17 protein-coding genes and 2 pseudogenes are annotated in these 23778 nt (G+C 46.9%); 5 read left to right on the top strand and 14 right to left on the bottom strand.

What is annotated here, in order from left to right; genetic code table 11:
- Nucleotide 1 precedes the first annotated feature (1 nt).
- Nucleotides 2–1591 carry an ABC transporter substrate-binding protein gene (locus BK127_RS22350; RefSeq protein WP_076233734.1) on the bottom strand — a complete coding sequence of 530 codons (1590 nt, stop codon included), beginning with the start codon at nt 1589–1591 and terminating at the stop codon, nt 2–4.
- 217 nt (nt 1592–1808) lie between these two features.
- Between BK127_RS22350 and BK127_RS22355 the strand changes: the two genes are divergently transcribed.
- Nucleotides 1809–2732: a LysR family transcriptional regulator gene (locus tag BK127_RS22355; protein ID WP_076233735.1), complete on the top strand. Its 924-nt coding sequence runs from the start codon at nt 1809–1811 to the stop codon at nt 2730–2732.
- A gap of 109 nt (nt 2733–2841) precedes the next feature.
- On the opposite strand, the gene BK127_RS22360 is transcribed toward BK127_RS22355, so the two are convergent.
- Both BK127_RS22360 and BK127_RS22365 read right to left on the bottom strand, forming a co-directional pair.
- Nucleotides 2842–3114 (bottom strand): glutaredoxin family protein, encoded by a 273-nt coding sequence (locus BK127_RS22360; protein ID WP_076233736.1) that lies wholly within the window; start codon nt 3112–3114, stop codon nt 2842–2844.
- A gap of 48 nt (nt 3115–3162) precedes the next feature.
- Complete coding sequence (locus BK127_RS22365; RefSeq protein WP_076233737.1) at nt 3163–4353, bottom strand: M20 family metallopeptidase; 1191 nt, start codon at nt 4351–4353, stop codon at nt 3163–3165.
- A 308-nt stretch (nt 4354–4661) separates the two neighbouring features.
- On the opposite strand from BK127_RS22365, the gene BK127_RS22370 reads away from it, so the two are divergent.
- Together BK127_RS22370 and BK127_RS22375 are read left to right on the top strand one after the other, a co-directional pair.
- Nucleotides 4662–6029, top strand: a complete 1368-nt coding sequence (locus BK127_RS22370; protein ID WP_076233738.1) for an LLM class flavin-dependent oxidoreductase — start codon at nt 4662–4664, stop codon at nt 6027–6029.
- Nucleotides 6030–6076: 47 nt separating this feature from the next.
- On the top strand, nt 6077–7324 hold the full coding sequence (locus BK127_RS22375) for an acyl-CoA dehydrogenase family protein (protein WP_076233739.1): 1248 nt from the start codon (nt 6077–6079) through the stop codon (nt 7322–7324).
- Between the two features lie 73 nt (nt 7325–7397).
- On the opposite strand, the gene BK127_RS22380 is transcribed toward BK127_RS22375, so the two are convergent.
- Nucleotides 7398–8552 (bottom strand): MFS transporter, encoded by a 1155-nt coding sequence (locus tag BK127_RS22380; protein WP_076233740.1) that lies wholly within the window; start codon nt 8550–8552, stop codon nt 7398–7400.
- Nucleotides 8553–8679: 127 nt separating this feature from the next.
- Here BK127_RS22380 and BK127_RS22385 point away from each other — a divergent pair, with 127 nt between their 5' ends.
- Nucleotides 8680–9573 (top strand): LysR family transcriptional regulator, encoded by an 894-nt coding sequence (locus BK127_RS22385; RefSeq protein ID WP_076233741.1) that lies wholly within the window; start codon nt 8680–8682, stop codon nt 9571–9573.
- Nucleotides 9574–9661: 88 nt separating this feature from the next.
- On the opposite strand, the gene BK127_RS43035 is transcribed toward BK127_RS22385, so the two are convergent.
- The 6 genes from BK127_RS43035 to BK127_RS22415 all read right to left on the bottom strand — a co-directional run bounded on the left by BK127_RS43035 (nt 9662) and on the right by BK127_RS22415 (nt 19801).
- Nucleotides 9662–15403 (bottom strand): NHL domain-containing protein, encoded by a 5742-nt coding sequence (locus BK127_RS43035; protein WP_076233742.1) that lies wholly within the window; start codon nt 15401–15403, stop codon nt 9662–9664.
- A 559-nt stretch (nt 15404–15962) separates the two neighbouring features.
- Nucleotides 15963–16160 (bottom strand): hypothetical protein, encoded by a 198-nt coding sequence (locus tag BK127_RS22395; RefSeq protein ID WP_372237370.1) that lies wholly within the window; start codon nt 16158–16160, stop codon nt 15963–15965.
- Between the two features lie 101 nt (nt 16161–16261).
- Nucleotides 16262–17557 (bottom strand): ankyrin repeat domain-containing protein, encoded by a 1296-nt coding sequence (locus BK127_RS22400; protein WP_076233744.1) that lies wholly within the window; start codon nt 17555–17557, stop codon nt 16262–16264.
- A gap of 49 nt (nt 17558–17606) precedes the next feature.
- Nucleotides 17607–18230 carry an HAD family hydrolase gene (locus BK127_RS22405; RefSeq protein WP_076233745.1) on the bottom strand — a complete coding sequence of 208 codons (624 nt, stop codon included), beginning with the start codon at nt 18228–18230 and terminating at the stop codon, nt 17607–17609.
- Between the two features lie 43 nt (nt 18231–18273).
- Complete coding sequence (locus BK127_RS22410; protein WP_076233746.1) at nt 18274–19038, bottom strand: DeoR/GlpR family DNA-binding transcription regulator; 765 nt, start codon at nt 19036–19038, stop codon at nt 18274–18276.
- Between the two features lie 115 nt (nt 19039–19153).
- A complete protein-coding gene (locus tag BK127_RS22415; RefSeq protein ID WP_076233747.1) occupies nt 19154–19801 on the bottom strand; it encodes a DJ-1/PfpI family protein in 648 nt (215 codons plus the stop codon).
- Nucleotides 19802–19993: 192 nt separating this feature from the next.
- Between BK127_RS22415 and BK127_RS22420 the strand changes: the two are divergent.
- Nucleotides 19994–20116, top strand: a pseudogene (locus BK127_RS22420) (HTH domain-containing protein); the annotation flags it as partial.
- 332 nt (nt 20117–20448) lie between these two features.
- Here the strand turns inward: BK127_RS22420 and BK127_RS22425 are convergent.
- The 4 genes and pseudogenes from BK127_RS22425 to BK127_RS43825 form a co-directional block, all read right to left on the bottom strand.
- The gene (locus tag BK127_RS22425; protein ID WP_076233748.1) at nt 20449–21150 is read right to left on the bottom strand and encodes an SDR family oxidoreductase; all 702 of its coding nucleotides are present in this window, start codon (nt 21148–21150) and stop codon (nt 20449–20451) included.
- A 329-nt stretch (nt 21151–21479) separates the two neighbouring features.
- A complete protein-coding gene (locus BK127_RS22430) occupies nt 21480–21905 on the bottom strand; it encodes a MarR family winged helix-turn-helix transcriptional regulator (protein WP_076233764.1) in 426 nt (141 codons plus the stop codon).
- A 437-nt stretch (nt 21906–22342) separates the two neighbouring features.
- Nucleotides 22343–23132 (bottom strand): annotated as a pseudogene (locus BK127_RS22435) (sensor domain-containing protein).
- A 266-nt stretch (nt 23133–23398) separates the two neighbouring features.
- Nucleotides 23399–23778 (bottom strand): hypothetical protein (locus tag BK127_RS43825; protein ID WP_179097570.1); only part of this gene is annotated, 380 nt, incomplete at its 5' end.

Here is a 23778-nt window from a genome sequence, read left to right on the forward strand (position 1 = left end):
ATTATTTAAGAACTTTCGTGTTCCACAAAATTGGACCTTCAAAATATTTGTAGCCCGTAACATTTTTACGAACTGCCTTATAGGTAGCGAAATCGCCGATCTTAATGGCCGCCAGGTACTCATATTCGTAAGCCTGGAGCGCATCAGCCGCTTTCCGTTTGTCTTCCTTAGTCAAAGCGGTCGTCGTCGCTTTAACCAGATTTTGCAGCTTCTCATCTTCAGGCCAGCCGTACGTTTTTCCAAGATAAAGCAGCTGGGACGGACTGGATTGCAATGCGAATGATCCTACATAAATATCCCAGGTGCTCGGATCACTTCTTTTACTGATCATCGTAGTAAAGTCGTACACCTCAAGCTTCGATTTCACACCGATTTTTTCAAGCTGATCCTTGACCAGCACGGTAGGGTTATAAAATACGCCACCCGAATCGCGAGTTGTCAGGAGCTTCAGCTCTTCACCGTTATAGCCTGCTTCCTTCAGCAGCTGCTTGGCCTTCTCGGGATTTTTCTGATTGTATTTCTCCTTGCCCGCCTCGCTGTACCAGTCCGTACTATCCTTGTTGATCAAGCTTGGATTCAGTTGAATCAGGTTCGGATCGGAGGTAGAGCCGACAAGAATTTTTTCCACGTCCAGAGCGGCGGCAATGGCTTCACGGAACTTCAGATTGGAGGTAATTGGCGCCTTTTTATTGAACACGACATTGTAGTCGGAAGACAAAACCTTTTGCACCTCTACATCCGGAAGGCTTTTCACCTGATTCAGGTTATCTACCGTAATATCGGCGAAGTTATAGTTGCCTGCCAAGAAGCTTGAGAACATCGTCGAAGTATCGGGAACGAGATCAAAGTATATATCCTTAATAAACGCTTCTTTCTTGCCCGTTACCCCGTCCGCCGGCTTATCCACCGATTTATAATCATCGAACTTGGCGACGTGCACATACTGATCCTGCTTATATTCAACAAACTTGTAAGGTCCGGTGCCGATGAATTCCTTGACACCTTTCGCATCCGCTCCTGCAATAACCTCCTTGGGCATAATAGCAGCAAACTGCAGATAGCTGGCCAGCTGAGACGGGATGTCATTGCTTGGCTGATTAAGATTCAGGACAACGGTGTATTCGTCCTTCGCTTCGAAATTCGAGGCCCCTATCGACGTTTTGGCACGGGCCGTAATTTCTTTCCAACGATTCAGCGAGGCTACCACATCCTCAGCCTTCATTTCCTTGCCGTTGTGGAACTTTACGCCCTTGCGCAGCGGAAACGTGTACGTTTTACCTTCATTGCTAATATCAACCGATTCAGCGAGTACCGGAATTGCTTCATACTTCGTATTGAAGGCGACCAGCTGCTCATAAATGTGTCTGTCGATATTGGCCACGCCGCCCGTAGGAACCAGATGCGGATCTAACGAGGCGAAGGTGAGCGAGAGCGGGTACCTGACTTCACTTACAGTTGCGACCTCTTTCGTATCCTTGTCGCCAGTGCTTGCGGTTCCGGTTGCAGCCGAGTCGGTTTTGGAGCATGCGCTTGTAACCAGTAAGGCTGATAATAATAAAGTAATAATTGTAAGCTTGCGATGTGTTTTCATGTGCTGTTCTCCCCCTTGAAGCATAATAGTGTAGTTTCGCGTAAAATAAAGCCTTGTTTGCCGAATTGTTTTTCTTCGTTCACAATTCCCTGTAATCCGCTTGTTTTAATTATGTTTATATTTGATATAATAAAGCAGAATCGTCATTATGTATAATTGAAAAAAATAAACGAATAGTTTAGAAAACGTAAATTTACTTGATAACGGAGGTAGCAGCATGGAAATACGTATGATTCGAACGTTCCAGATGATCGTCAAGCTTGGCAGCTTTCAAAAAGCCGCTGAGGCATTGCAGTACTCGCAGCCGACGGTAACCATGCATATTAAAAAGCTGGAGGAAGAGCTGGAGGTCGAGCTTTTGGTTCGAGCCAAAACGATCAAGATGACGGAAGCAGGACGCATTTTCTATGAACGGGCCGACAAAATGCTTAAGGAGTACGAATATTTGTGCGATGCCATTACCGATTTTCGGCATGGTGAAGCAGGACTTGTGCGCATCGGCGGCTCCGAGCCTTGGGTAAGCGAGTTTATGCCCACGCTGCTGCCCGAGTTCGTCAAGCTGTATCCGAAGGTGCAGATCAGTATTATGAGTGGAACGAGCAACAAGCTCAGCGAAATGCTTGCGAACGATCTGATCGATTTTGCCGTATGCACCGAGCCCGAGGCCAATTTGCAAATTCAGTTCAAACCGCTTCTGAAAGAACCGATGGCACTGTTGATTCCGCAGACCCACCATTTGTCCAACAAGAAAGAAATCACAGTCAAGGAATTGAAAAACGAGAAGTTTTTGATGACGATGGGCAACTGCCCGATACGTATTAAAGTTGAATCCATCATATCCGAAAAAATCGATGAGCTGCACAAAAGCATCGAGGTCGCCAACATCTCCTCGCTCAAATACTACGTGCAGGCTAATCTCGGTATTGCACTGGCACCGATAGTAGCGATTTATCCGGAAATTCCGGGAACTCTGCTCAAGCCAATCGTTGATCTTCACGAAGGGTTTCAAATCGGAATATTGAGAAGGCGATACGATCCCCCGCAAGGAACAGCTGTCATCCGTTTTATGGAGGAAGTCGAGCAGTTTCTCATCTCTCGCCATAAAGTGGCTCATTCGAGTATGATTTACCGAATGGCCTGAGACTAATTTGGGACAAAACGAAAGACTGTTCCATCATAGCCTGACGGGACAGTCTTTCTGCTTGACTTCAGGCCGTATGGCAGCCTTAAAATCGTAATATGAACCGGCGTTATGAGCTGGATGATTTCGAGGCTTCCAGCACTTCAGCCAGGCGCGTTAAATCGGCACCAAACACGGCTTGATATTGGCCGTCGCCACCAATTTCCGTTACAGGGATACGGCGAATATTGTACTTGGCTTCGAGCACATCCCTTAGGATATCATGTCCTTCCACATCGATGGACTCATACTCGTATTGGTTTGCTTTCAAATAATTCCTGACCTGATCGCAATAAGGACATTCCTGCTTGCTCCATAAAACGATTTTTGGCTGTGTTGACATATTTAATTGCCTCCTGTACCCAATGTTGTAATGTTATTAAAAAATAAATTATTCAGACCAATCCAGCAGCTTATCAGCAGTCCGCAGAAATACCTGCACACCCATAGCCAAGGCATCCTCGTCTACAGTGAATCTTGGGTGGTGGTGAGGGTAGACGATGCCTTTGTCTTTATTCTCGGCCCCGATATTGAAGAACACGCCCGGCGTTACCTGCTGGTAAGCAGAGAAATCCTCCCCTCCCATGCTGGGCGGAATATGCACAACGGCTTCCCGCCCAAATAAATCAACGGCTGCCTGTTCGACAACACGCGTAATTTCCTGCTCGTTCAGCACTGGACTATAGCCATATTCATACTCCAGCACGTATTCGGCTCCATGCGCTTCGGTAATCCCACGTAGAATCCTGTGAAAATGCTTGGGAGCCGCACTGCGTATATGGGGATCGAAGCTCCGTACCGTACCTCCGAGCTTGACCGTCCCCGGAATTACATTATTGGCTGAGCCACCGATAAATTGCGTTACGGATACGACAAGCTGCTCCATAGGATCAATATTGCGGGAAACGATATGCTGCAGGTTGATAACGGCCTGGGCTCCGATGATAATCGGATCGACCGTCAAATGAGGAGCAGCCGCATGTCCGCCTTTTCCGCGAATTGTGATGGTGAAATTATCGGGTGAAGCCATCATCGCTCCATAGGCGATACCGATCCGGCCCAGCGCAAGCTTGGAGCTGAGATGGCTGCCGACAACGAAGTCCACCCCTTCCATCACTCCCGCATCCACCATTTCCTGCGCTCCGCCAGGCGGCATTTCTTCAGCATGCTGAAATATGAATCGGATTTCTCCACTCAGCTGCTCTCGTCTCGAAGTCAGTAGCTTGGCTACGCCCAGTACCATAGCCGTATGACCGTCATGGCCACAGGCATGCATGACACCTGGAACGGCGGATGCGAATTCCAGCTCATTCTCCTCCTGGATCGGCAGCGCGTCCATATCAGCGCGAATTGCCAGCACCTTGCCGGGACGCGGCCCGATCAGCCTCGCCAGTACGCTGGTTGGTGTCGGACGGCTGATTTCAAGTCCGCCAAAACCTCGAAGTGTTTCCTCAACGAATTCCGCCGTCTTGAATTCCTGAAACGAGAGCTCCGGATTCCGGTGCAAATGCCGCCGCCATTCAATCACCTGTGCCTTGAAAGCCTCAGGCAGCTCATAGCCCGTTTGCAAAGTCGTACTCATCGCTGCTAACCCCCTTATCCCACATCATCGATGTGAATCTGCTTTCTGGTTTTGCATAACGCAATAATAATTCATCCAATCCGATATGTATAATTGGAAAAACTAATCGTTCTGTTTATAAAATATAAACTGACCGATTATCCATACTTTTAACAGAAACCTTCAGTCAATTTATAATTACTAAATTCGCTGTTTGCTTTTTTCAATTTTACAAATCATGACCTATGTTTTATGCTTTTCATACGATATTATTTATTATTCCAATCGGTTAACTCTATTTAAATACAATGGATAAAGGTGGAATCCCCATGAAGCAAATTCATCTCGGCGTTTTTGAAGTCAACGGCATCAATCATTTGACCCAAGGCATCTGGGCACATCCCAATCAAAATCGGGTGAACTACAAGGACATCAACTACTGGATCGAGATTGCGCAAATTTTGGAACGAGGTAAATTTGATTTTATGTTTTTCGCCGATTCGTATGGCTATCCGAAGCAGAAAGAGGAGCTGGCATTCCGCGAAGCTTCCGGCTCCCCCTCGAACGATCCCATGCTGATCATCCCGGCTTTGGCTGTTTCTACCCAGCATATTGCGTTTACGATGACGACCTCGACAACCTATGAGGCGCCTTATGCCAATGCACGCCGCTTCTCTACGCTTGATCATGTAACCAAAGGAAGAATTGGCTGGAATGTGGTAACGACCAGCAGTAAAGCGGCTGCCGATTTGTTCGGACGTGATGTATTTGTTCCCCATGATGAACGGTATGATATCGCCGATGAATATCTGGAGCTGAGCTATAAGCTGTGGGAAGGCAGCTGGGACGATGATGCTGTACGTATGGACAGGGAAAACCGCGTCTACACCGACCCTGCCAAGGTTCACAAAATCGTCCACGACGGCAAATATTTCAAATTGACCGGCTATCACGGCACAGAGCCGTCAGTACAGCGTACCCCGGTCTTATTTCAGGCTGGTAGCTCCGCCCGCGGACGAGCCTTTGCGGCCCGGCACGCCGAGGGTGTTTTCCTTAAAGCACCGACAACACAGGTGCTGCGCGATCAAGTCAAGGATATCCGCAATATTGCCCAATCGTACGGCAGAGATCCAAGCTTCATTAAAGTGTTTACCGGACTCTCAGCGATCGTCGGCCGTACGGAGGAAGAAGCGCAGCGCAAATATAAGGAATACGAGCATTACAAAAGCAAGGAAGCGACTCTGCTCAGCTACCAGAGCGTAACGGGGATCGATTTGACGCAGTTGGACCCGCAGTCATTTTTTGAAAATATCCACACCGAGCAGGGACAAACCCATACCGATCGCTTTACCAAGCACAGCCAAAGCCGCAAAACGGTTCAGGATGTGATCGACGATTTTTCTACCAAAGGATTTCGCGGGCTGACGGTCATCGGCACACCGGATAAAATAGCCGACCAAATCGAGCGTTGGGTGGAAGAAACCGATGTTGACGGGTTCAATCTGGAGCCTTATATACTGCCTGACTCTTATCTCGACTTCGTCGATTTAGTTGTGCCTATTTTGCAGGAAAGAGGAATTTTCAAAAAGGATTACGCACCGGGCACGTTCCGTGAGCGTTTGTTTGGCCAGGGCGTAGCCAAGCTGCCTCATCATCATCCAGGCGCGGTCTATCGTGACGCCAGCCGCTTGAGCTAACGCTGTCGGGTCGATAAAATCAATGAATGTACCCGGAGGGAAGTCACATGTTCAGCTTTGATGATCACGCCAGCCGTGTCGAACAATTCGAATATACGAACGAGCAGTACGATCTCGTTCAGCGAATACGCAGAATCGGGCGCACACAGATTGGACCCGCAGCACGACAAACCGATCGCGACGGAACTTTTCCGACTGTTGGTATCAACGCACTTAGGCAAGCTGGTTTAACAGGCTTGTGTGTACCCAAATCCTCAGGCGGTTCAGGGGCAGGCGTATACGGTGACACCTTGATGCTCGCGCTCGCATTAATGGAAATCGCTTCCTGGTGCTCATCGACCTCGCAGGTGTTTACACTTCATCATACGGGTGTGCAGCTCGTTCATGCCATGGGCAATGAGGCGCAGCAGAGATACTTTTTCCAGGAGGCGTTGGATGGCCATTTGTTTGCCAGCTTCGGCAGTGAGGCAGGACCGAACCGCTTTCAGCTTGACAGCACGCTTCGACAAGCCGAAGGCAGCAGTGGCTATCGACTCACCGGCAGCAAGCAGTTCGCCACCTCGTCTACCGGCTCCAAATGGGCATTTTGGCGCTCGGTGTCCGGGGATGTGGAAGGCACCCAGGATGACCGTTATGTGATGCCCATTGTTCGGTTGTCCGCTCCCGGCGTTACGATCACCGATGATTGGAACGGGATCGGACAACGAGGTACCGGCAGCGGTCATGTGACGGCAGACAACGTATGGATTCCGAACGAGCATTTATTCGGGAAGCCCGGCAGCTACCAGGAATGCGCCGATTATTTCGCGGCCCAGTTCCAGATCAACTTCGCAGCCCAGTTCGTCGGCATGGCTCAGGGCGCTTATCGTGACGCGCTGAATTACGTTAAAGAACGCGCTCGTCCTTGGGGCGGGCATGCGCATGCTTCTGAAGATCCTTATATTCAGCTGCGCGTAGCCGATATGGCGACCAAGCTCGCCTCTGCACAGCAATCGGTCATTCGCGCCGCTCGGTTGCTGCAGGCATATATGACGTATCCCGACCTGCGCAGCAGCATTCATATTGCCGCTTCCCATGCCAAGATTACAGCAACCGAGGTCTCGCTAGATGTAACGAATTCTATTTTTCAGGTTATGGGAGCTTCCTCGGCAACGCAAAAGTATGGTTTTGATCTTTATTACCGCAACGCCAGAACGCTAACCCTGCATGATCCGGTCGATCGCAGACGGGAAGCTGTAGGCAAATACGAGCTGGGCTTGGCAGAGCCGGTCCCCCTTCCAGGCAAAAATCGCTAATATACAAAAAAGTTACCCTCATTCTTCGGAATTGAGGGTAACTGGCATTTACTTTATTTATCGGGAAAAGTAACTAGGTGCTTGTGTGACCTTCAGTTTTACGGCTGGTGATAAGCAGTTGTACTCCGATCATCGCAACAATAATTACAAGCATGGCGAGAAGGGCGGCCATATAGCTTCCACTGCTGTCATAAATCACTCCAATTAATAATGGACCCATCGCACCTATAATGTACCCGCCACACTGAGACATCGCCGACCATGCCCCAGCTTCCTCCGGGGTATCCGTCTCGACAATCGGCAGCATAAGGGCTAATGGAAATAATCCTCCTGCTCCAATTCCGAGGAATATTACAGCTGGCAGCATTGGCAGATGGAGTACTAACATAACAATCCCTACCAGCTCAGACACACTGCAAAAGATTAGAAAAAATCTTCGTTTACCCGTTCTGGATACTAAAAAGGGAATCGTTAATGATACAGGAATTTGAATAATGGTAAAAATCGTAAGGAGCATAGCCGAGCTTGCCGGGCCGTACCCAAAGCTATGTGCAATCGGTGAAATCCATGCCGTAAGAGAATAAAATATGCTTGCCATTAATCCAAAAAATATCGTTAACAGAATAGCTCCTTTATTACGGATAGGAAGCTTGGAACGTACGAAGCTTTCTTTATTAGCTCTATTTCGAAGAAAAACCGACCACACGATTACTGCAAGAACGCCTAAAATTGCCCAGCATGACAAGGTCAACGTTAAGCTGTGATGACTTCGATTGTATATAGGAATAGAAAATGCAGAAGCCAATGCGGCCCCTACGGTCATGGATGCGGAATAAATACTTACAATACCGGGCTTTGTGGGGAAATACTTTTTAATAAATCCGGACAGCAGAGGTCCTGCCAAGCTGATCCCGATTCCGCCAACTAGAGCACTTACAACCAATATAAAGACTGAGCTAACTACGCCCCGCAAAGCGGTTGCCCCAGTAATTAGTATTAATGCAATAAAAATGGTACGTTCAAGACCTACTCGATCACGTAGCGCTGTTGCCGCAGGTGCAAAAATCCCCATGCATAACACAGGGAATGTAGTAAGCAGACTTGCTGTTAGTCCACTCATTCCCAGATCACTTTGCATAGTACCAATTAAAGGAGCAACAGATGTAATAATCGGTCTTAGATTTAAAGCTGCGATAAATATGGCTAACAATAAATAATAATTTTTCATATGCTCTGCCTCCCTCCTTCTTAGCTGTGTAACATTCATTCAAGTATATCGACTCAAATATCATTGTTCAATCCTATAATTTATATTATTATGATAGTAAAAAACTATCGATAAAAGGAGTCGTTGCATGGACTCTCGAAATATACAATACTTTATGGCCGTATTTGAGCATCTTCATTTCACAAAGGCTGCCGAAAAGCTTGGAATCTCACAGCCTACATTAAGTCAGCAAATTCGCATACTTGAAGCGGAATTAGGAACACCGCTTTTTGATCGCATCGGTAAAAAGGTTGTCGCAACTGAAGCCGGCAACCTCCTGCGGTTGTATGGAGTGAAGATGCTCCAAGCCGAACAGGATGCCAAAGATGCTATCAAAGAACTCCTGTCTGGCGAACGAGGAACCATTCGGCTAGCCGTGCTGCCCTCTGATTTGGATTTTCAGCTTGTTCCACTGTTCGTTCAATTTAAGATGAAATATCCTGACATCCAGCTGCAAGTTTTCTCTACTATACATGTACAAGAAGAAGTGCTTAACCATAAAGTCGATATCGGTATTGGAATACAAGGTCCACCTGATAAAAGATTAATACAAGTTCCGCTTAGATCAGAGCCCTATTATCTATACGCTAATTCAGCAAGCGAGCTCGCTAGCAAGAAGGAGATCACGCTGCAAGAACTGGAGCAGCATTCATTAGTTATGTATCCGAAAGGCTTTCTGGGTCGTGATTTGGTTGATAAGGTTTGCATAATTGAGGGGATTGAATTAGCTACAGTTATGGAGACCAGTTCAGCCATTTCACTGTTACAATTAGTTTCTGCTGGTGTAGGCGCTACTATACAGCCTAAAGAATTGCTTAAACAGCATCCAGAACGCACCGATATTGTAGCTATACCATTTACAGGACCAACGCCTGTACGTCATCTGGAGCTCATCTACTGTACGGATCGATTTATTAGCAGCTCTCATCGACTATTAACGGATGGGCTTATTGACTTCTTTGATGGAAAAAATAGTACATAAACTACGATCAACCACTTACGTAACAATAAAAAACCCTTCCCAAGGTGACGTGTGTCAACGACCTGGGAAGGGATGTGAGTTATGTCGCTTAATCAATCAGTCCCGATTTTTGCAGCAGCTTCTTCACCATAATGGCTACTTCTCCTCGGGTGACGTTGCTCTTAGGCGCAAGTTCAGAGGCAGTCCGGCCTTGCACTATTGCGGTCTTCAAGCATGCCGCGATGCTCTCCCGAGCATACTCCGCCGCTACGTTGCCATCCGCATAATTCGCAAACAGGGCCAGTGTCTGTTCACTAGTCATTGCAGGTGTCAGTCCGGTCAGCTTCATCCCCCGGGCAATGATGGTCATTGCCTGTTCCCGGGTAATCTTGGCCAGCGGCGCGAAGTTTGTTGAGCTATAGCCGTCGATTAATCCGTATTCCTGCGCTGTTCCGATATACCCGGCATACCATTCCGATTGCGCCACATCGGTAAAATCGGTCTTACTGCTTCCCGGGGCCAATCCCAGAGCGCGCACCATGATGGCGGCAAATTCGGCCCTGGTGATGTCCCGGTCCGGTTGGAACGTTTCCTCTGTCACGCCATTGATGACCATCCGTGAACCCATATCGTTAACGGCCTCTCCGGACCAGTGATTCACTGCGTCGGAAAACTTCAGCGAATGCCGTACCGCAGTGTAAAGGCTGTTGGTCATGCTGTTGATGGCTGCGTAGTTACGGCCCTCTTTCACCATCATACGGGTAGGCACAGGATAGGACGAACCGTCCGAATTCACCACTACGCCGGTCGTGATTTGGCTCGGGCTCACGCCGTCCGGAATGGCGATGGCACGCTCCACATAACTGTTAAAACGATGAATAACGACGTTCTTGCCGTTATAGGAGACTGTCACCGTGAACTCGACGGGAGCAACCATGACAGTAAACCCTGCTTCTCTTCCTGAATCCGCCACAAGACTTGCTGCCGCTGCATCTGCTTTGGCAATTTCCACCTGTACGGTTAGCTCGCCCAAGTCCGCGCCGGCTCCCAATTGAGCCGCTGCTTCCTTGACGGGCAAATCGCCAGCTTTGAACTTGTACGAGGCTGACGGAGTGATGAATTCCAGCGCCGCAGACTCGTCCTCCAACTTCTTCAGCATATCTCCGGTCAGCTTGCCGACGATGACGTCCGAATCAACTGTAATCGGAATCGTGATGACGACGCCAGCCTCTTCGATCTGCAGCTTCTGCTCAAGCCAGGCTTGATCGATTGTAATCGTGCTCACCGTTCGGTTGCCTACCTTCACTGTGTCGATAGTACCAATTTTCTCCTCTTTACCGTTTATGGTAATTGTGTATTCATTTGGTTTCGACCCGGTTGTTGGAGTTGGCGCAGCGCCATTTTTTTTGCTTCCTCCGTTGCTCCCGTTGTTCCCGGATCCGCCGGCTTGGATGACAACCAAGCTTACATTGGCTGTTGCAGTGCCATACGTGCTATAGGTGCCATAGGTGCCGTAGGTGACGGTAATCACAGACGTGTGCGTGCCTATTCCCAATCCCGGCGCAGGCTGTAGCATCCAGCTGGTGATGCTGCCTCCCGCTGTTACGGTACTGCCACTGCCTCCAACGGTGAATTTACTTGTGTCGCTGGAGTAAACAGCGGTGATCACCGCGTCGCCCGTTCCGCTGTTGACGATGGTCAGTGCTCCAGCTTCCGGCTGCGCATACCCGACTCTGACTTCACTGAAGGTTGGCGCGGCTACGTGTAACACAGAATTCGCAACCGGAGCAGGCGTCCACTTCGCATACAATGTTATATCGCCGATTCCGCTTATCGTATCCGCAGCAAAGTTCCACGCATTGATGCTGTCCGCTTCCTTGTACCATCCGCCAAACGTATAGCCCGGCCGCGTCGGTGTTGTAGGTGCAGTGATCGTTTCTCCAGTCTTTGCTTGAATCGATGCTACCCCGCCGCCCCCCTGACTGTCAAAGGTTACTGTGTAGGTATTCGGCGTCCACTTCGCGTACAACGTCAAATCCCGGCTCGACTTATCCGAAGTAAAGTTCCACTCCGTCTTGTATGCCGCTTCCTTGTACCATCCACTTAAGGTATATCCCTGCCGTGTCGGTGCTGTCGGTGCTGTAACCTTGTCCCCCACAATGATACGGCTGATCGGTGCTACATCGCCGCCTCCTTGACTGTCGAAAGTTAACGTATAGGTATCCGGCGGCGTCACCTTCCGGATGCGGTTATTATTCGTATCGGCTATATAGAGATTGCCACTGCTGTCCAACACCAACCCGCCAGGTTTATTGAAAAAAGAGAGCGCGGCAGAGCCGTTGTTTCCAACGGAATAATCCCCCATATACCCAGTACCCGCGCCCGCTACATGGTCGATCTGCCCCGCCGTATTTACTATCCGGATTTGATGATTATACTTATCGGCTATATACACATTGCCGCTGCTGTCCACCGCTACATCACTAGGACCCTTTAAATCCGCAGACTTCGCATCCATTTTCTTCCCATTCCAATTGTATCCGCTGGTTCCGGTGCCTGCGATCGTAGTAATCTTGCCGCTCGCATCGACCTTCCGAATGCGGTTATTATCCGAGTCAGCTATATACACATTGCCGCTGCCGTCCACCGCCACTCCTCTTGGAAAGGTCAACCTCGCAGACGTCGCTGGCCCGTTGTCTCCGCTATATCCCGGATACCCGGAGCCCGCTATCGTGCTGATCTGCCCGCTGGCGTCTACTTTCCGGATACTGTGATTATATGAATCGGCTATATACACATTACCGCTGCCATACACCGCTATTCCAACCGGTAAGCTCAGCTGGGCAGAAGTTGCCCCGCCGTTGTCACCGCCATATCCCGGTGTGCCGTTACCCGCTATCGAGTCGATCCTCCCGCTTGGATCAACTTTCCGAATGCGGTTATTTTCCGTATCGGCTATGTATACATTGCCGCTGCTGTCTACCGCTATTCCGCCCGGACTATCCAACTGGGCGGATACCGCCGCACCGTTGTCTCCGCTGTATCCCGCCGCACCGGTTCCCGCTATAGTGGTAATCGTTCCGCTTGGATCAACTTTCCGGATGCGATGATTATTCGTATCGGCTATGTAGATATTGCCGCTGCCGTCTATCGCCGCTTTACCGGGATAATTCAATTGGGCAGAAGCAGCTGCACCATTGTCCCCGCTGAATCCGTTGTCGCCTGTGCCCGCTATCACACCACCGATTTTATACTCCGAAGGTCTCCACTTCGCATACAGTACGATAAATCCATTAACCGTATCTGTGGCAAAGTTCCATTCATTGGTGCAAGCCGCGTCCTTACACCACCCGTCAAAAATATCTTCAAACCGTGCTCTAGGTGCTGTCGGCGCCGTGATCGTAGCTCCCGCGATTGCAAAGTCGTACGGCTCTACCGTACCGCCTCCCTGACTGTCAAAGGTCACAGCAAATGTTTCTACAGGCGGCGTCATCTTCCGGATTCGGTAATTGCCGCTATCCGCTATATACACATTGCCACTGTCATCCACCACAACTCCGTAAGGATCACTAAGCTTAGCGGACGAAGCCGGCCCGTTGTCTCCACTCAATGCCTTATCGCCGGTGCCTGCGATCGTGTCAATCTTCCCGCTCGCATCTATCATCCGAATGCGGTTGTTGCCACTATCGGCTATATACACATTACCGCTTGCGTCAGCCGCCACTCCAATGGGTGCTTTCAGCTTGGCTAACGTCGCCAGCCCCTTATCTCCGCTGTATCCACCAGTGAGTCCGCCAGTGCCCGCTATCGTGCTGATCTGCCCGCTCTTATTCACCTTACGGATGCTATGATTACCCAGATCAGCTATATACACATTGCCGCTGCTGTCCAACGCCACTCCATAAGGAAGTCTCAACTCGGCAGATGTCGCCGGTCCGTTGTCCCCGCTATATCCAAATTGGGAGCTCCCCGCTATTGTCGTAATCTTCCCACTCGTATCAATCTTCCGAATACGGTTGTTAAGCGTATCGGCTATATACACATTGCCGCTGCTGTCTGCCGCCACTCCGTGGGGCTGATTCAGTTGGGCAGTCGTTCCCGCAACATTGTCCTTATTGTATCCTCCCGTACCGGTACCCGCGATCGTGCTGATCTTTCCACTAGCATCCACTTTACGGATGCGGTGGTTATCACGATCAGCTATATAGACATTGCCACTGCTGTCTACAGCCACTCCTTTAGGATAATTCAATTGGGCCGATGTCGCGGCACCACCATCCCCACTGTACCCACTTACTCCGGTACCGGCTATCGTGCTGATCTGCCCGCTTGCATCAATCTTCCGGACGCGGTGATCCCCAGTATCCACGATATAGAAATTGCCGCTGCTATCTAACGCCATTCCAAACGGGCTTCTGAGCTTGGCGGACACTGCCGCACCACCATCCCCACTGTATCCAAACTCGGTGCCTGCGAACGTGTCGATTTTTCTCATAATGACACTCGTCCTCACCGTCCACTTCGCATACAAAGTGATGTCCCCTGTCACCTTATCCGCGGCAAAATCCCACGCATTCGTGAAAGTCGCCTCCTTGTACCACCCGCCAAAAATATAGCCTGTCCTTGTCGGCTCTGTCGGCGCTGTGATTGCCGTTCCCGTTCTTAAATTGTTGATTGGCATTACTGTGCCGCTTCCCTGACTGTCAAAAGTCACCGTGTAGATGGACACTATGGATGGCGTCAGCTTCCGAATACGGTGATTATCACGATCAGCAACATAAACATTGCCACTGCTATCCACCGTCAGTCCGCCAGGGTACTTCAGCTGGGCAGACGTCGCCTCACCGTTATCACCGCTGTATCCGGCAGTGCCGTTGCCCGCAATCGTATCGATCTGCCCGCTTGGATCTATCTTCCGGATACTATGATTAGATCTGTCAGTTATATAGACACTACCGCTGCTGTCCAACGCTACTCCTCTGGGCATGTTCAACTCGGCAGACGTCGCCACCCCCTTGTCACCGCTGTATCCGGCAGTGTTGGTACCCGCTATCGTGGTGATCTTCCCGCTCGCATCTACCTTTCGGATGCGGTGATTATTCATATCGGCTATATAGACATTGCCGCCGCTGTCCACTGCCACTCCGACGGGACCATTCAACTGAGCAGACGTCGCCGCGCCGTTATCCCCGCTGTATCCTGCGGTTCCGACACCCGCTATCGTGCTGATCTTGCCGCTCGTATTGATCTTCCGGATTCGGTGATTGCCATAATCAGCTATGTAGACATTGCCGCTGCCGTCCACTGCTATTCCGCTTGGATCTTTCAACAGTGCAGACGTCGCCGTAGCGTTATCTCCACCGTATCCGGCAGTACCGGTACCCGCTATCGTGGTGATCTTCCCGCTCGCATCTACCTTTCGGATGCGGTGATTGCCACTATCGGCTATATAGACATTGCCGCTGCCGTCTGTCGCAATTCCACCAGGATTTCTGAAACTGGCAGACGTCGCCGCACCGTTGTCCCCACTGTATCCTGCAACTCCGTTGCCCGCGAGCAAGGTGATCTGTCCGCTTGCGTCAATCTGTCGGATGCGGTGATTCTCCGTGTCGGCTATATAGAAATTGCCGCTGCCATACACCGCTACTCCAACCGGATTCTTGAGCAAGGCAGCCGCTGCCGGACCGTTGTCACCACTGTATCCGCCAGTGCCGGTGCCTGCTATCGTATCGATTGTATAGATAGTTTTTTGCGCAGCCGCCCTCGCCGTCCCGTCGAAACCAGGCATCATACCGATAAATAGAACGACAATTAATAACAAAGCTATACTTCTCTTATATATCCTATTCATTTACTGCTGCCTCCCGAAAATTTATCTATTTTCCTTTCGTCAACCTTGCCGGTCAGGATTCTCCTGTAGGCACACTGTGAATTACGTTTGTCATCTCTTGTCTAATTCTTTTCCAGTTCCAACTTACGAATCTCAACACATTCTTCAACTCCTTCTTGATTTATTGGCTATTCCCAAGCTTCATCCTATACTGCAACCTTGCAACCGGTAACGGATGCATCCTCCTGCACGGAAGCCAACTAGACTACCCATTCCTCAGCTTGATTAGGGGTCACTATCAACTGTTTATTATAAAGAAGCTGTCTCCCAAAATTCTCACAAATGTCGAATTCGGTCGAAAAAGAAGGCGCGGTCCATAGCCAGGTATCCCATGTAGCACTTATTATTATTTGGACAAAAATAAGGGGCAATCTGATCCGATGCGGAACGAATTAAAGCAAAACAAAAAGGCCTGAGCCCGGAAAATTCCGGAATCAGACCTTTTAGTTGCCTAATGTAATAAAGCGTTTACCTTTGTAGAATCACTTCACTATTAGAGAAGGGCGCTTTCGTTTTAATATCATGTAGGGTGCGGATAGCAGGACGGAAAAGGATGAATATCCTGAACCTGTGCAAAAGTATAGTGCATGGTTGCAAATTGGGAGTGGTACATATATTGAAGTACAAATATTTGGCCATTATGCATTCCGCATAAAATGCCGGAAACCCCTTGGCCGGTCGCCAAGGAAACACCTACCGGCCGGCCAATCAAAGACATGGCTTTCTGCTGCCAGGGCACTGGTGATCCCTCCTCGAATCAGCATATGAGAAATCCGCCCTGAGTGTTACCGGTGTCTTGTGAATATAAAGTCTTAAATGTCAATTCGAACTATCCTGCCCATTCATGCTCCCGACTCCGTGACGCGCTAGCACTTCCTTTACGTCTTCGCTGCCCGACGCTTGGTTGGGCAAGGGAGCGCCGGCTTGAATGAGTTGCTCCGCCACTGCCGAATAATCCCCAGCCAGATCTCGAAAGTGAACGGATCCCCACATGCAGCTGTCCAATGCGTTGCCACCGTAACCGTGGGTTAGATGAGCGGATGCGCCGTACGTAAGCAGCAACTGTACCACTTCATCGTTTCCTCGCATAGCCGCGTTATGAAGCGCCGTAAAATCCTTGTCATCGCGGCGGGAATCGGCAGGGAACCCGGCTTCGAGCATCGTACGAACAGCTTGAACCTCATTGTTCCATGCGGCATCGGCAATTAAGCTTAGATCCTCGGGCGAGAGCGACTGTATCAGATTTGAATCCTGCTCAAGCAGAGTTTGCACAGCCGCCGGATCGGCCTGCATGCAGGCAAGTAGCAGACGCTGATTTGAAGGACTATGCTTCGAGATCAGATCCACAATCTCGGGATGATTGCTGCGCGCCGCAAGATAGAACGGTCGCGTATTTGCGCCTATTTTGTACGTGTAGATATGTCCCCCGTTCGAATCGCCGGACGTGAAACTACCCCGTCCGACTTGAGCTTGAAGGCACTCGGGGTCAGCATGAATGAAAGAGCGGACCAGCTCCGGATCTCCGATATTGATCGCTATAAAAATATCCGCTGCCGAGCCACGCTCAATGAGAAACCTGCATTTTGCCGTGTTATCGATCGCCCATTGAGCTGGTGTGCTGCCATGATCGATATCGCGCCTATCGATATCGGCGCCGTGAGCGAGCAGAAAATCAATGATTTCAGGTTCAGTTGCAAAATGAAGCGGAACCTGCCCATCGGGTCCGCGCTGATTGACAGCGGCGGGATTCATCTCGACCATTTCTTTCACAGTATCCAACATGCCCAGCGCTGCGGCCGCGTGTATATCAACGGGAGCTCCTCGTTCAATCAAATATCTGGAAAGCTCATGATGGTCATGATGCAAAACCCCGAATCCTCCAGCCCACCAGCTGCTTTTTGCATGCAAATCAGCGCCGTACGCAAGCAATATGTCCACGGCTTCGCGGTTCCCGTTTGCCGCTGCGGCGACGATCGCTGGCGTATCGAAGGCAAACCACGGCTCGTTAATTTGTTTGACGAGAAAGGGATGCTCGTTTAGGCATCGACTCGTCGCGACCGTATCATTGCTCATGACCGCCTGTTTGAACTGTTCAACGACCATCTGCTCGTTCATGTCTTTAGCCTCCAATCAACTTTCGTATAGGCTCCCCTGCACCGCCTATCTATATGATCTTAAGTAGGTCTTGTGGTTTAACAAACTTATATGTTGCAGGGATATGCTCATGATTCTTGCATCCCCATAAAGCTAAACCAAAATCAATGCCAGCATCGCGAGCACATTCATAATCATAAATGGTGTCTCCAATATAAATTGAAGCCTCGTGATTAGCGTTTGAAATCTCTAAAAATTTTAGTAATGGATCTGGATTAGGCTTATGTTTTGCAGTATCATCTGCACAAACAACATGTGGTAAATATTTCATCAGATCAAATGGGACAAAATCGTTTTGTAGTTCAATCTTTGTTTTTGAAGTCACAATCCCTTGTTGTATACCTATATTACCTAGCGAGTTCATTAAATCAATAATACCATCGAATATAGTAACTGTATGAAAGAAGTCCTTCATGAAATAATTCCATCTCTCATTTGCTTCATCAATATCAGTAATTCCGAGTTGTGGTAATGCAATAGCACCTGGGATTCCTAGAACAAATTTGAGTTCTGATTGGTCAATATCTTTGTTATAATCTATGCTTAACAATTTCTGAAGCGAAGCTAAGACCGCTTTTTCAGTGTCAATCAAAGTACCATCAACATCAAATATTACAGTGTTATATTCAGGCATTACCAACACTCCTCTTCATTTACTTTTAGAAACCAAAACTGATCTATTCTTTGTTCACGACTTTAATCTCTATGCCATTTTTCGAAATAACTTTATTAAGATTATCTGGTAGCGTTTTGTCCGTAATTATTGTATGAATTGAATTATATGGCAGCCCTTTATATTTATGATGTTTATTAAACTTCGTGTAATCAGCTAATAAAATGACGTGATTCGCATTCTTTATTAACTCTCGCTTAAAGTAAATATCTTCTTCAAAACCATAATAAATGCCATCTTCTGTAATTCCAGCAGTTCCAATGAACACTTTATTAAAGTTAAAGTCACTTAACTTTTCAATAGCAGAGTAGCCAGAAACATGTCGTGATGATTTGTTCACTATACCGCCTAAAATATGAATGGTTGCTTTATCTGATTGGACTAGTTCGTACACACAATCAATCGAATTAGTAACAACTGTAACTTCTTTTGATTCCAAATATTGAGGTATAAAGTTTACCGTCGTAGAAATGTCCAAATATACCAAATCCGAGTCATTTATCATATTTGCAGCAGCTTGACCAAGTAAATTTTTTGAAAATGGCTCGATTTGAAGTCGTTCCTGATAATCCTCAATTTGCTTATGAAAAGAGGGTATTGCAATTCCACCGTATGTCCTGGTTACTAAATTTTGATTAGTCAGATTTACAATATCTCGTCTGGCTGTATCCCGAGAAACGTTGAACTTCTCACATATTTGTTTAATATTAATCGTTTTATGCAGTTCTAAATAATTTAAGATACTTATTAATCGTTCCTCTTGATTCATAAATTCCCTCCTTAACATAAATATAAGTTAGTCTAAGCGATAACTCAACAATTATCACTTAAACTAACTTAATTTGTGATGACTTTTTTATTCTTATAACAATATTGGTGGGAATTTAATTTCTGATGGATGAATTGCTCTCTTGCAGCGTCTCCATCATGGTATAAAAATATTTACTGTCGCCAGTATTGAAGTAGTTATACCACGCTTCTAACGTTTCATTTTTAAATAGATCCAGCAGCGCAATAACCTCACGCGCTAATAGAAGTCCGCCGGCAGCACCGGTTGTGATAAGATTGCCGTCTGCAACGATCTTCTCGTCTTTATAACAGGCAGCGCCTTTGTATGTGGGGCAGAACAGAGTCAAATACTCCAGACTGTTGCTCGTGTGTTGACGATCATCCAATAAACCGGAATTGGCAAGTGCGGTGGTCGCTCCGCATATTGCTGCAACATTGCCGCCGACGTCCAGCAGTTGTTTTGCCTTTTCGACAACTGGCGCATGTTCGGGATCATTCCAATTGTCTGCCCCCGGCAAGAGCAATATCGCGGATGTTTCATGCGTGATCTCATCTACCGTCAGATCCGGTAGGATCGTCATGCCGCCCTTTGTCGTGATCGGACGTTTGGAAGCCCCAACCATTTTGACAGGAATACGGCTCCCTCGACTCTTGAAATATTGACCCGAGTTGAGCTCTGCAATTACAAAGCCAAGCTCCCAATCCGCCATCGTATCTAGCACATAAGCATAAGCGTATTTCATGTGCTCCTCCTTGATTATCTATATTTTCTTCACTTGAAAGGATCGTTCGTTTCCATATGCCGTCGACTTGACCGTTGATTAGTACCGCTCTCCTTTCCTACAGCTAATGGTAAACGTATAATGTTGACAACAGTATGTCAGTAATATAATAATGAGCAATAATACGAAATGGACTAACGGGCGGGGATACACATGAAATTGGAGCAATTGATCTCCATAATCTACAAGCTGTTGAATCACGAAGTTTTGTCTGCCTCCGTGCTGGCTGAAGAGTTTCAAGTTTCCCAAAGAACCATCTATCGGGATATCGATCTTCACCTCCGAGAAGTCAATTGTCTGTCCCTGCTTATTCTTAATAACAATAAACAGCCGTGCTTTGGAAAGCTTCGAAAGTAACCGTCCCAAACAATACATAAAGCCACCTCTAAATCCATAATGATCCTGGGATTGGAGGCGGCTTTTTATACTTTAATACGTTGTTTGATTAGGGCTAGAAAAAGCTTAAAACATTGGCCTGGTACCACTCGAACATGCGCCGATCTTTCTCTTTACTCAATCAAAGCATATAGAAGGTTCCTATGTCTCGACAATCTCGGGAATTGCTTCTCTACCCGTAACTCTTTGTTTTAGAAGTTTTCTCGGCAAATTTATTGAAATAATTGAGGGTACAAAGAAGAAATTTCTCCAGATAGTCCCTCTTTCACTTTTTTACTTACATCATCAGCAATAATTTCATATAGATCTAACTCAACTCCATCTATTGCGATTTTCGCAATATCCCTTGGATCTGCCTTCGGTGCTTTGACGTTGGCTGTCATGTCCGTATCCATGAAAGCAACGTGAAGTCCCGCAACTCTAATATTATTTGAGGCTAAACTTAAACGTAATGCATTCGTCATTCCCCACTCGGCTGATTTAGCAGCAGAATAAGCTCCTTCATTGCCAATACTGAACCAAGATAATACAGATAAAATGTTTAGTATCGTCCCCCCTCCATTTTTTTCAATTATCGGTGCGAAGGCACGAATCATAGATAATGTGCCAAAAACATGCGTGTTGAATTCCAAGTTAATATCGTCAAACTTACCCGTCAAAAGGTCAGCTCCTGTTGATGTACCGGCATTATTGATCAGAAGGGTTACATCGCCAGCGGCGGCTGCAGCAGCGGCCACAGATTCGGGATCTGTAATATCGAGTTGAAGCGGCATAGCACCTGGCAAATCAATTGAAGCTGGATTCCTCGCTCCAGCATATACTTTAGCTCCTCTTTTAAGAAGCTCCTGGGCCAAATTCTTGCCAAGACCTCGGTTAGAACCACTGATAATTGCAACTTGTTTAGAAATATCCATGTCACTACTCCTTTTTTGTTTGTTCTTTAGTGTACTCAATTATTGCTTTTTATCGTCACCAGCTTATTCAATCTTGTCTCGATCCTTTTGAGAACTATCGTTCTCAAAAAGTTAAAAAAAAATTAAGTTAATTTAAAACGAAAAAATCCAGTACTAACAGCATTCTTCCCTTCTAGTAATTTTGTCATGAGTTGATACTCCCTCGAATTGAATTTTGAATGATGCTAGATCCCCCTGCTACAGCGAATGATTACAATGGCAATGTTATCCCAGCTGAATCAACATGTGTATATGCACAGTTTGAAGTAAATAAATCATCGGGAGACGTTTCACAGTGCTCCCGTGATCCTCAACAAGTCGTTTCGAAGAGCGCGTGCGTGCTCATAACCAATTTCAGTTTCATATTCATGTTGCGCTGCTTCCCATAAAGGCATTGCTTCTTCGATTTTGAGGCATCCGCTTGGCGACAGAGAGAGCAAGTGCCGACGCGGCTCGTTGAGATGACGAGTGGTCAATACATAACCTTGAATTTGCAAAGGCTTCAGGGCGCGCACTAAAGTTGTGCGATCCATCAGCAGCATCTCGGCCAGCTCATTCATTGTCAGTTCCTGATGGCGCTCAATGAAGTTTAGTATCGCTAATTGAGTCGAAGTTATTCCAGACGGTTCAAGATGACGTTCATACAGTTTTGTTACGTACCGGGTCATTTGCCGCGCGACTAAACAGTGACAGGATAAAGGTCCAAGATCATTCATGTATTCAATATATATGTGTATATGCACAAAAGCAAGCTTTTTTTATGACACACAATTTTTTGCTCTAATAATAAGCTCCCTTCATAGTTTATTTACATTTTCCTGAAAAATAAATAAAGTTGTTTAATGGAGGTGATGCGGATTTAATGGATTATTCATTTTGTTGAAATAAAGTTACTTAATGAACGATTAAAAATTTACATTTGTAACAAGCTTCGTACTTTTTCCATTAATAGAAAAACTGTTTGGTTATCTGTCATCCAAACAATTTGTATGGTTCCATCGGTTATTTGTCACCTGATCGATTTGAAGATATTTATTTCACGTAAAAAACTACGTTTCCCGTCCCTTCGAACGTCACTTCATACATCCCTTTTTGCAATAGGGAAATTGGACGCCCTGAGTGTAAGGTTTCTAACATCAAAAAAAGAGAGCTTCTAAAGCTCTCTATAGGCTGGCTGCATCATCCCTTGAGTGGGCTGATCCTTGGTACTCATAATATTGCGACTGAACCGGCGCATGTATTTGTGCTTCCACTGGCACTGGCGGCTGCTGATATGGCTCATCCACATACATGATTCTGCGCTGAATTTGCATGAGCCCATTCACAACGCGAAGCGCGATCCAGAAAAGTACAAGGCCAACGCCTACGTACAGCATATATTGCTGATTGTAGGTCCAATCTATATGAAAATAACTGAACAAGCTATTCTCTAAAATATCAAGCTGCATTTCATTCATCAAAATGATATGCACGACTGGAAGAGCAATAAGTCCTAGTCCTAGTGAAATCACCGTTACCATAATAACAAAAAAGACAATGCCTGTTACAAATTTTAGTAATACGAGCAGCAGATTTCGAATGAATAGTCCACTGTCAAAACCTCTCACCATTCGCATCAACCAGTTCTGCCCAGCCTCAGACTGTTGATTGTAGGTATACGAAACAGGAGGAGTCGGTAAACCTAAAATTTGTCTAATCATGCTTTGTTCAAAATTCACAATCCCATTCAACAGCTTAGCTACTCCAAAAAACAGCGGTATTCCGATAAATATTGGAGTTAAACCGATTGATAGTGCAAGTCCCGTTATCGCTACTGTAAAATAGATAATCCCTAACGGGAGAGACAGCAATAAATAGAGGATCGTTGCATAGGTTTTTGGATTAAAAAGCACCCAACTCACTTTACCTGTTGGCGCTTTTGCAGTCGCTTCTATTGTTTTCATATTCAAACACTTCCTTTGGCTTCATAAGTCACGCTCTAAGTTATAAATCCATTATATCCGTCTTATTTGCCTGACATAACCGTCTTAGGGAGGGTCTGAACCTAGGCTTTAGACTAGGACTGCTCCTGTTCAGATAAAATGTGTAAAAAAAGAACCTCCTCTTTAGGAAGTTCTTGGCATAGGACCTAATTGTCAACTCTATCTATTCCTGAACGCTAGTAACTTTACCTGAGACATCGAAATAAACGAAATCGTACTTAAATTCCCTATTTCCTTTGTAAATCCACTGCTCGATATAGCTTTACATTTTCATGACGAATAGCTGATTTAATACTTTCAGACCAATTATAATCACCTAAAGGATCGCTCGTCAAAAAGGTATCTTCAATTGATTTCATTGAAGCAAAAGTGACTGTATACTCTTTATCATTATTAACTAAGGTAACAGTTGACCCATTATAACTTATTATAGTTTGTTCATTAAATTTTTCTTCCATCAAAGCATTACCAATCGGTCTATACTTATTCCATAATGTTGGATTACTCTTCCAAAACGCCTCTGCATCAGCATCTATATAAGTTGAACTAAAATTGTTCAGGAAGTTGGTTGGTTTCCAAGCGAAGACATAGACGATCAATAATCGTC

Source organism: Paenibacillus sp. FSL H7-0331 (assembly GCF_001956045.1).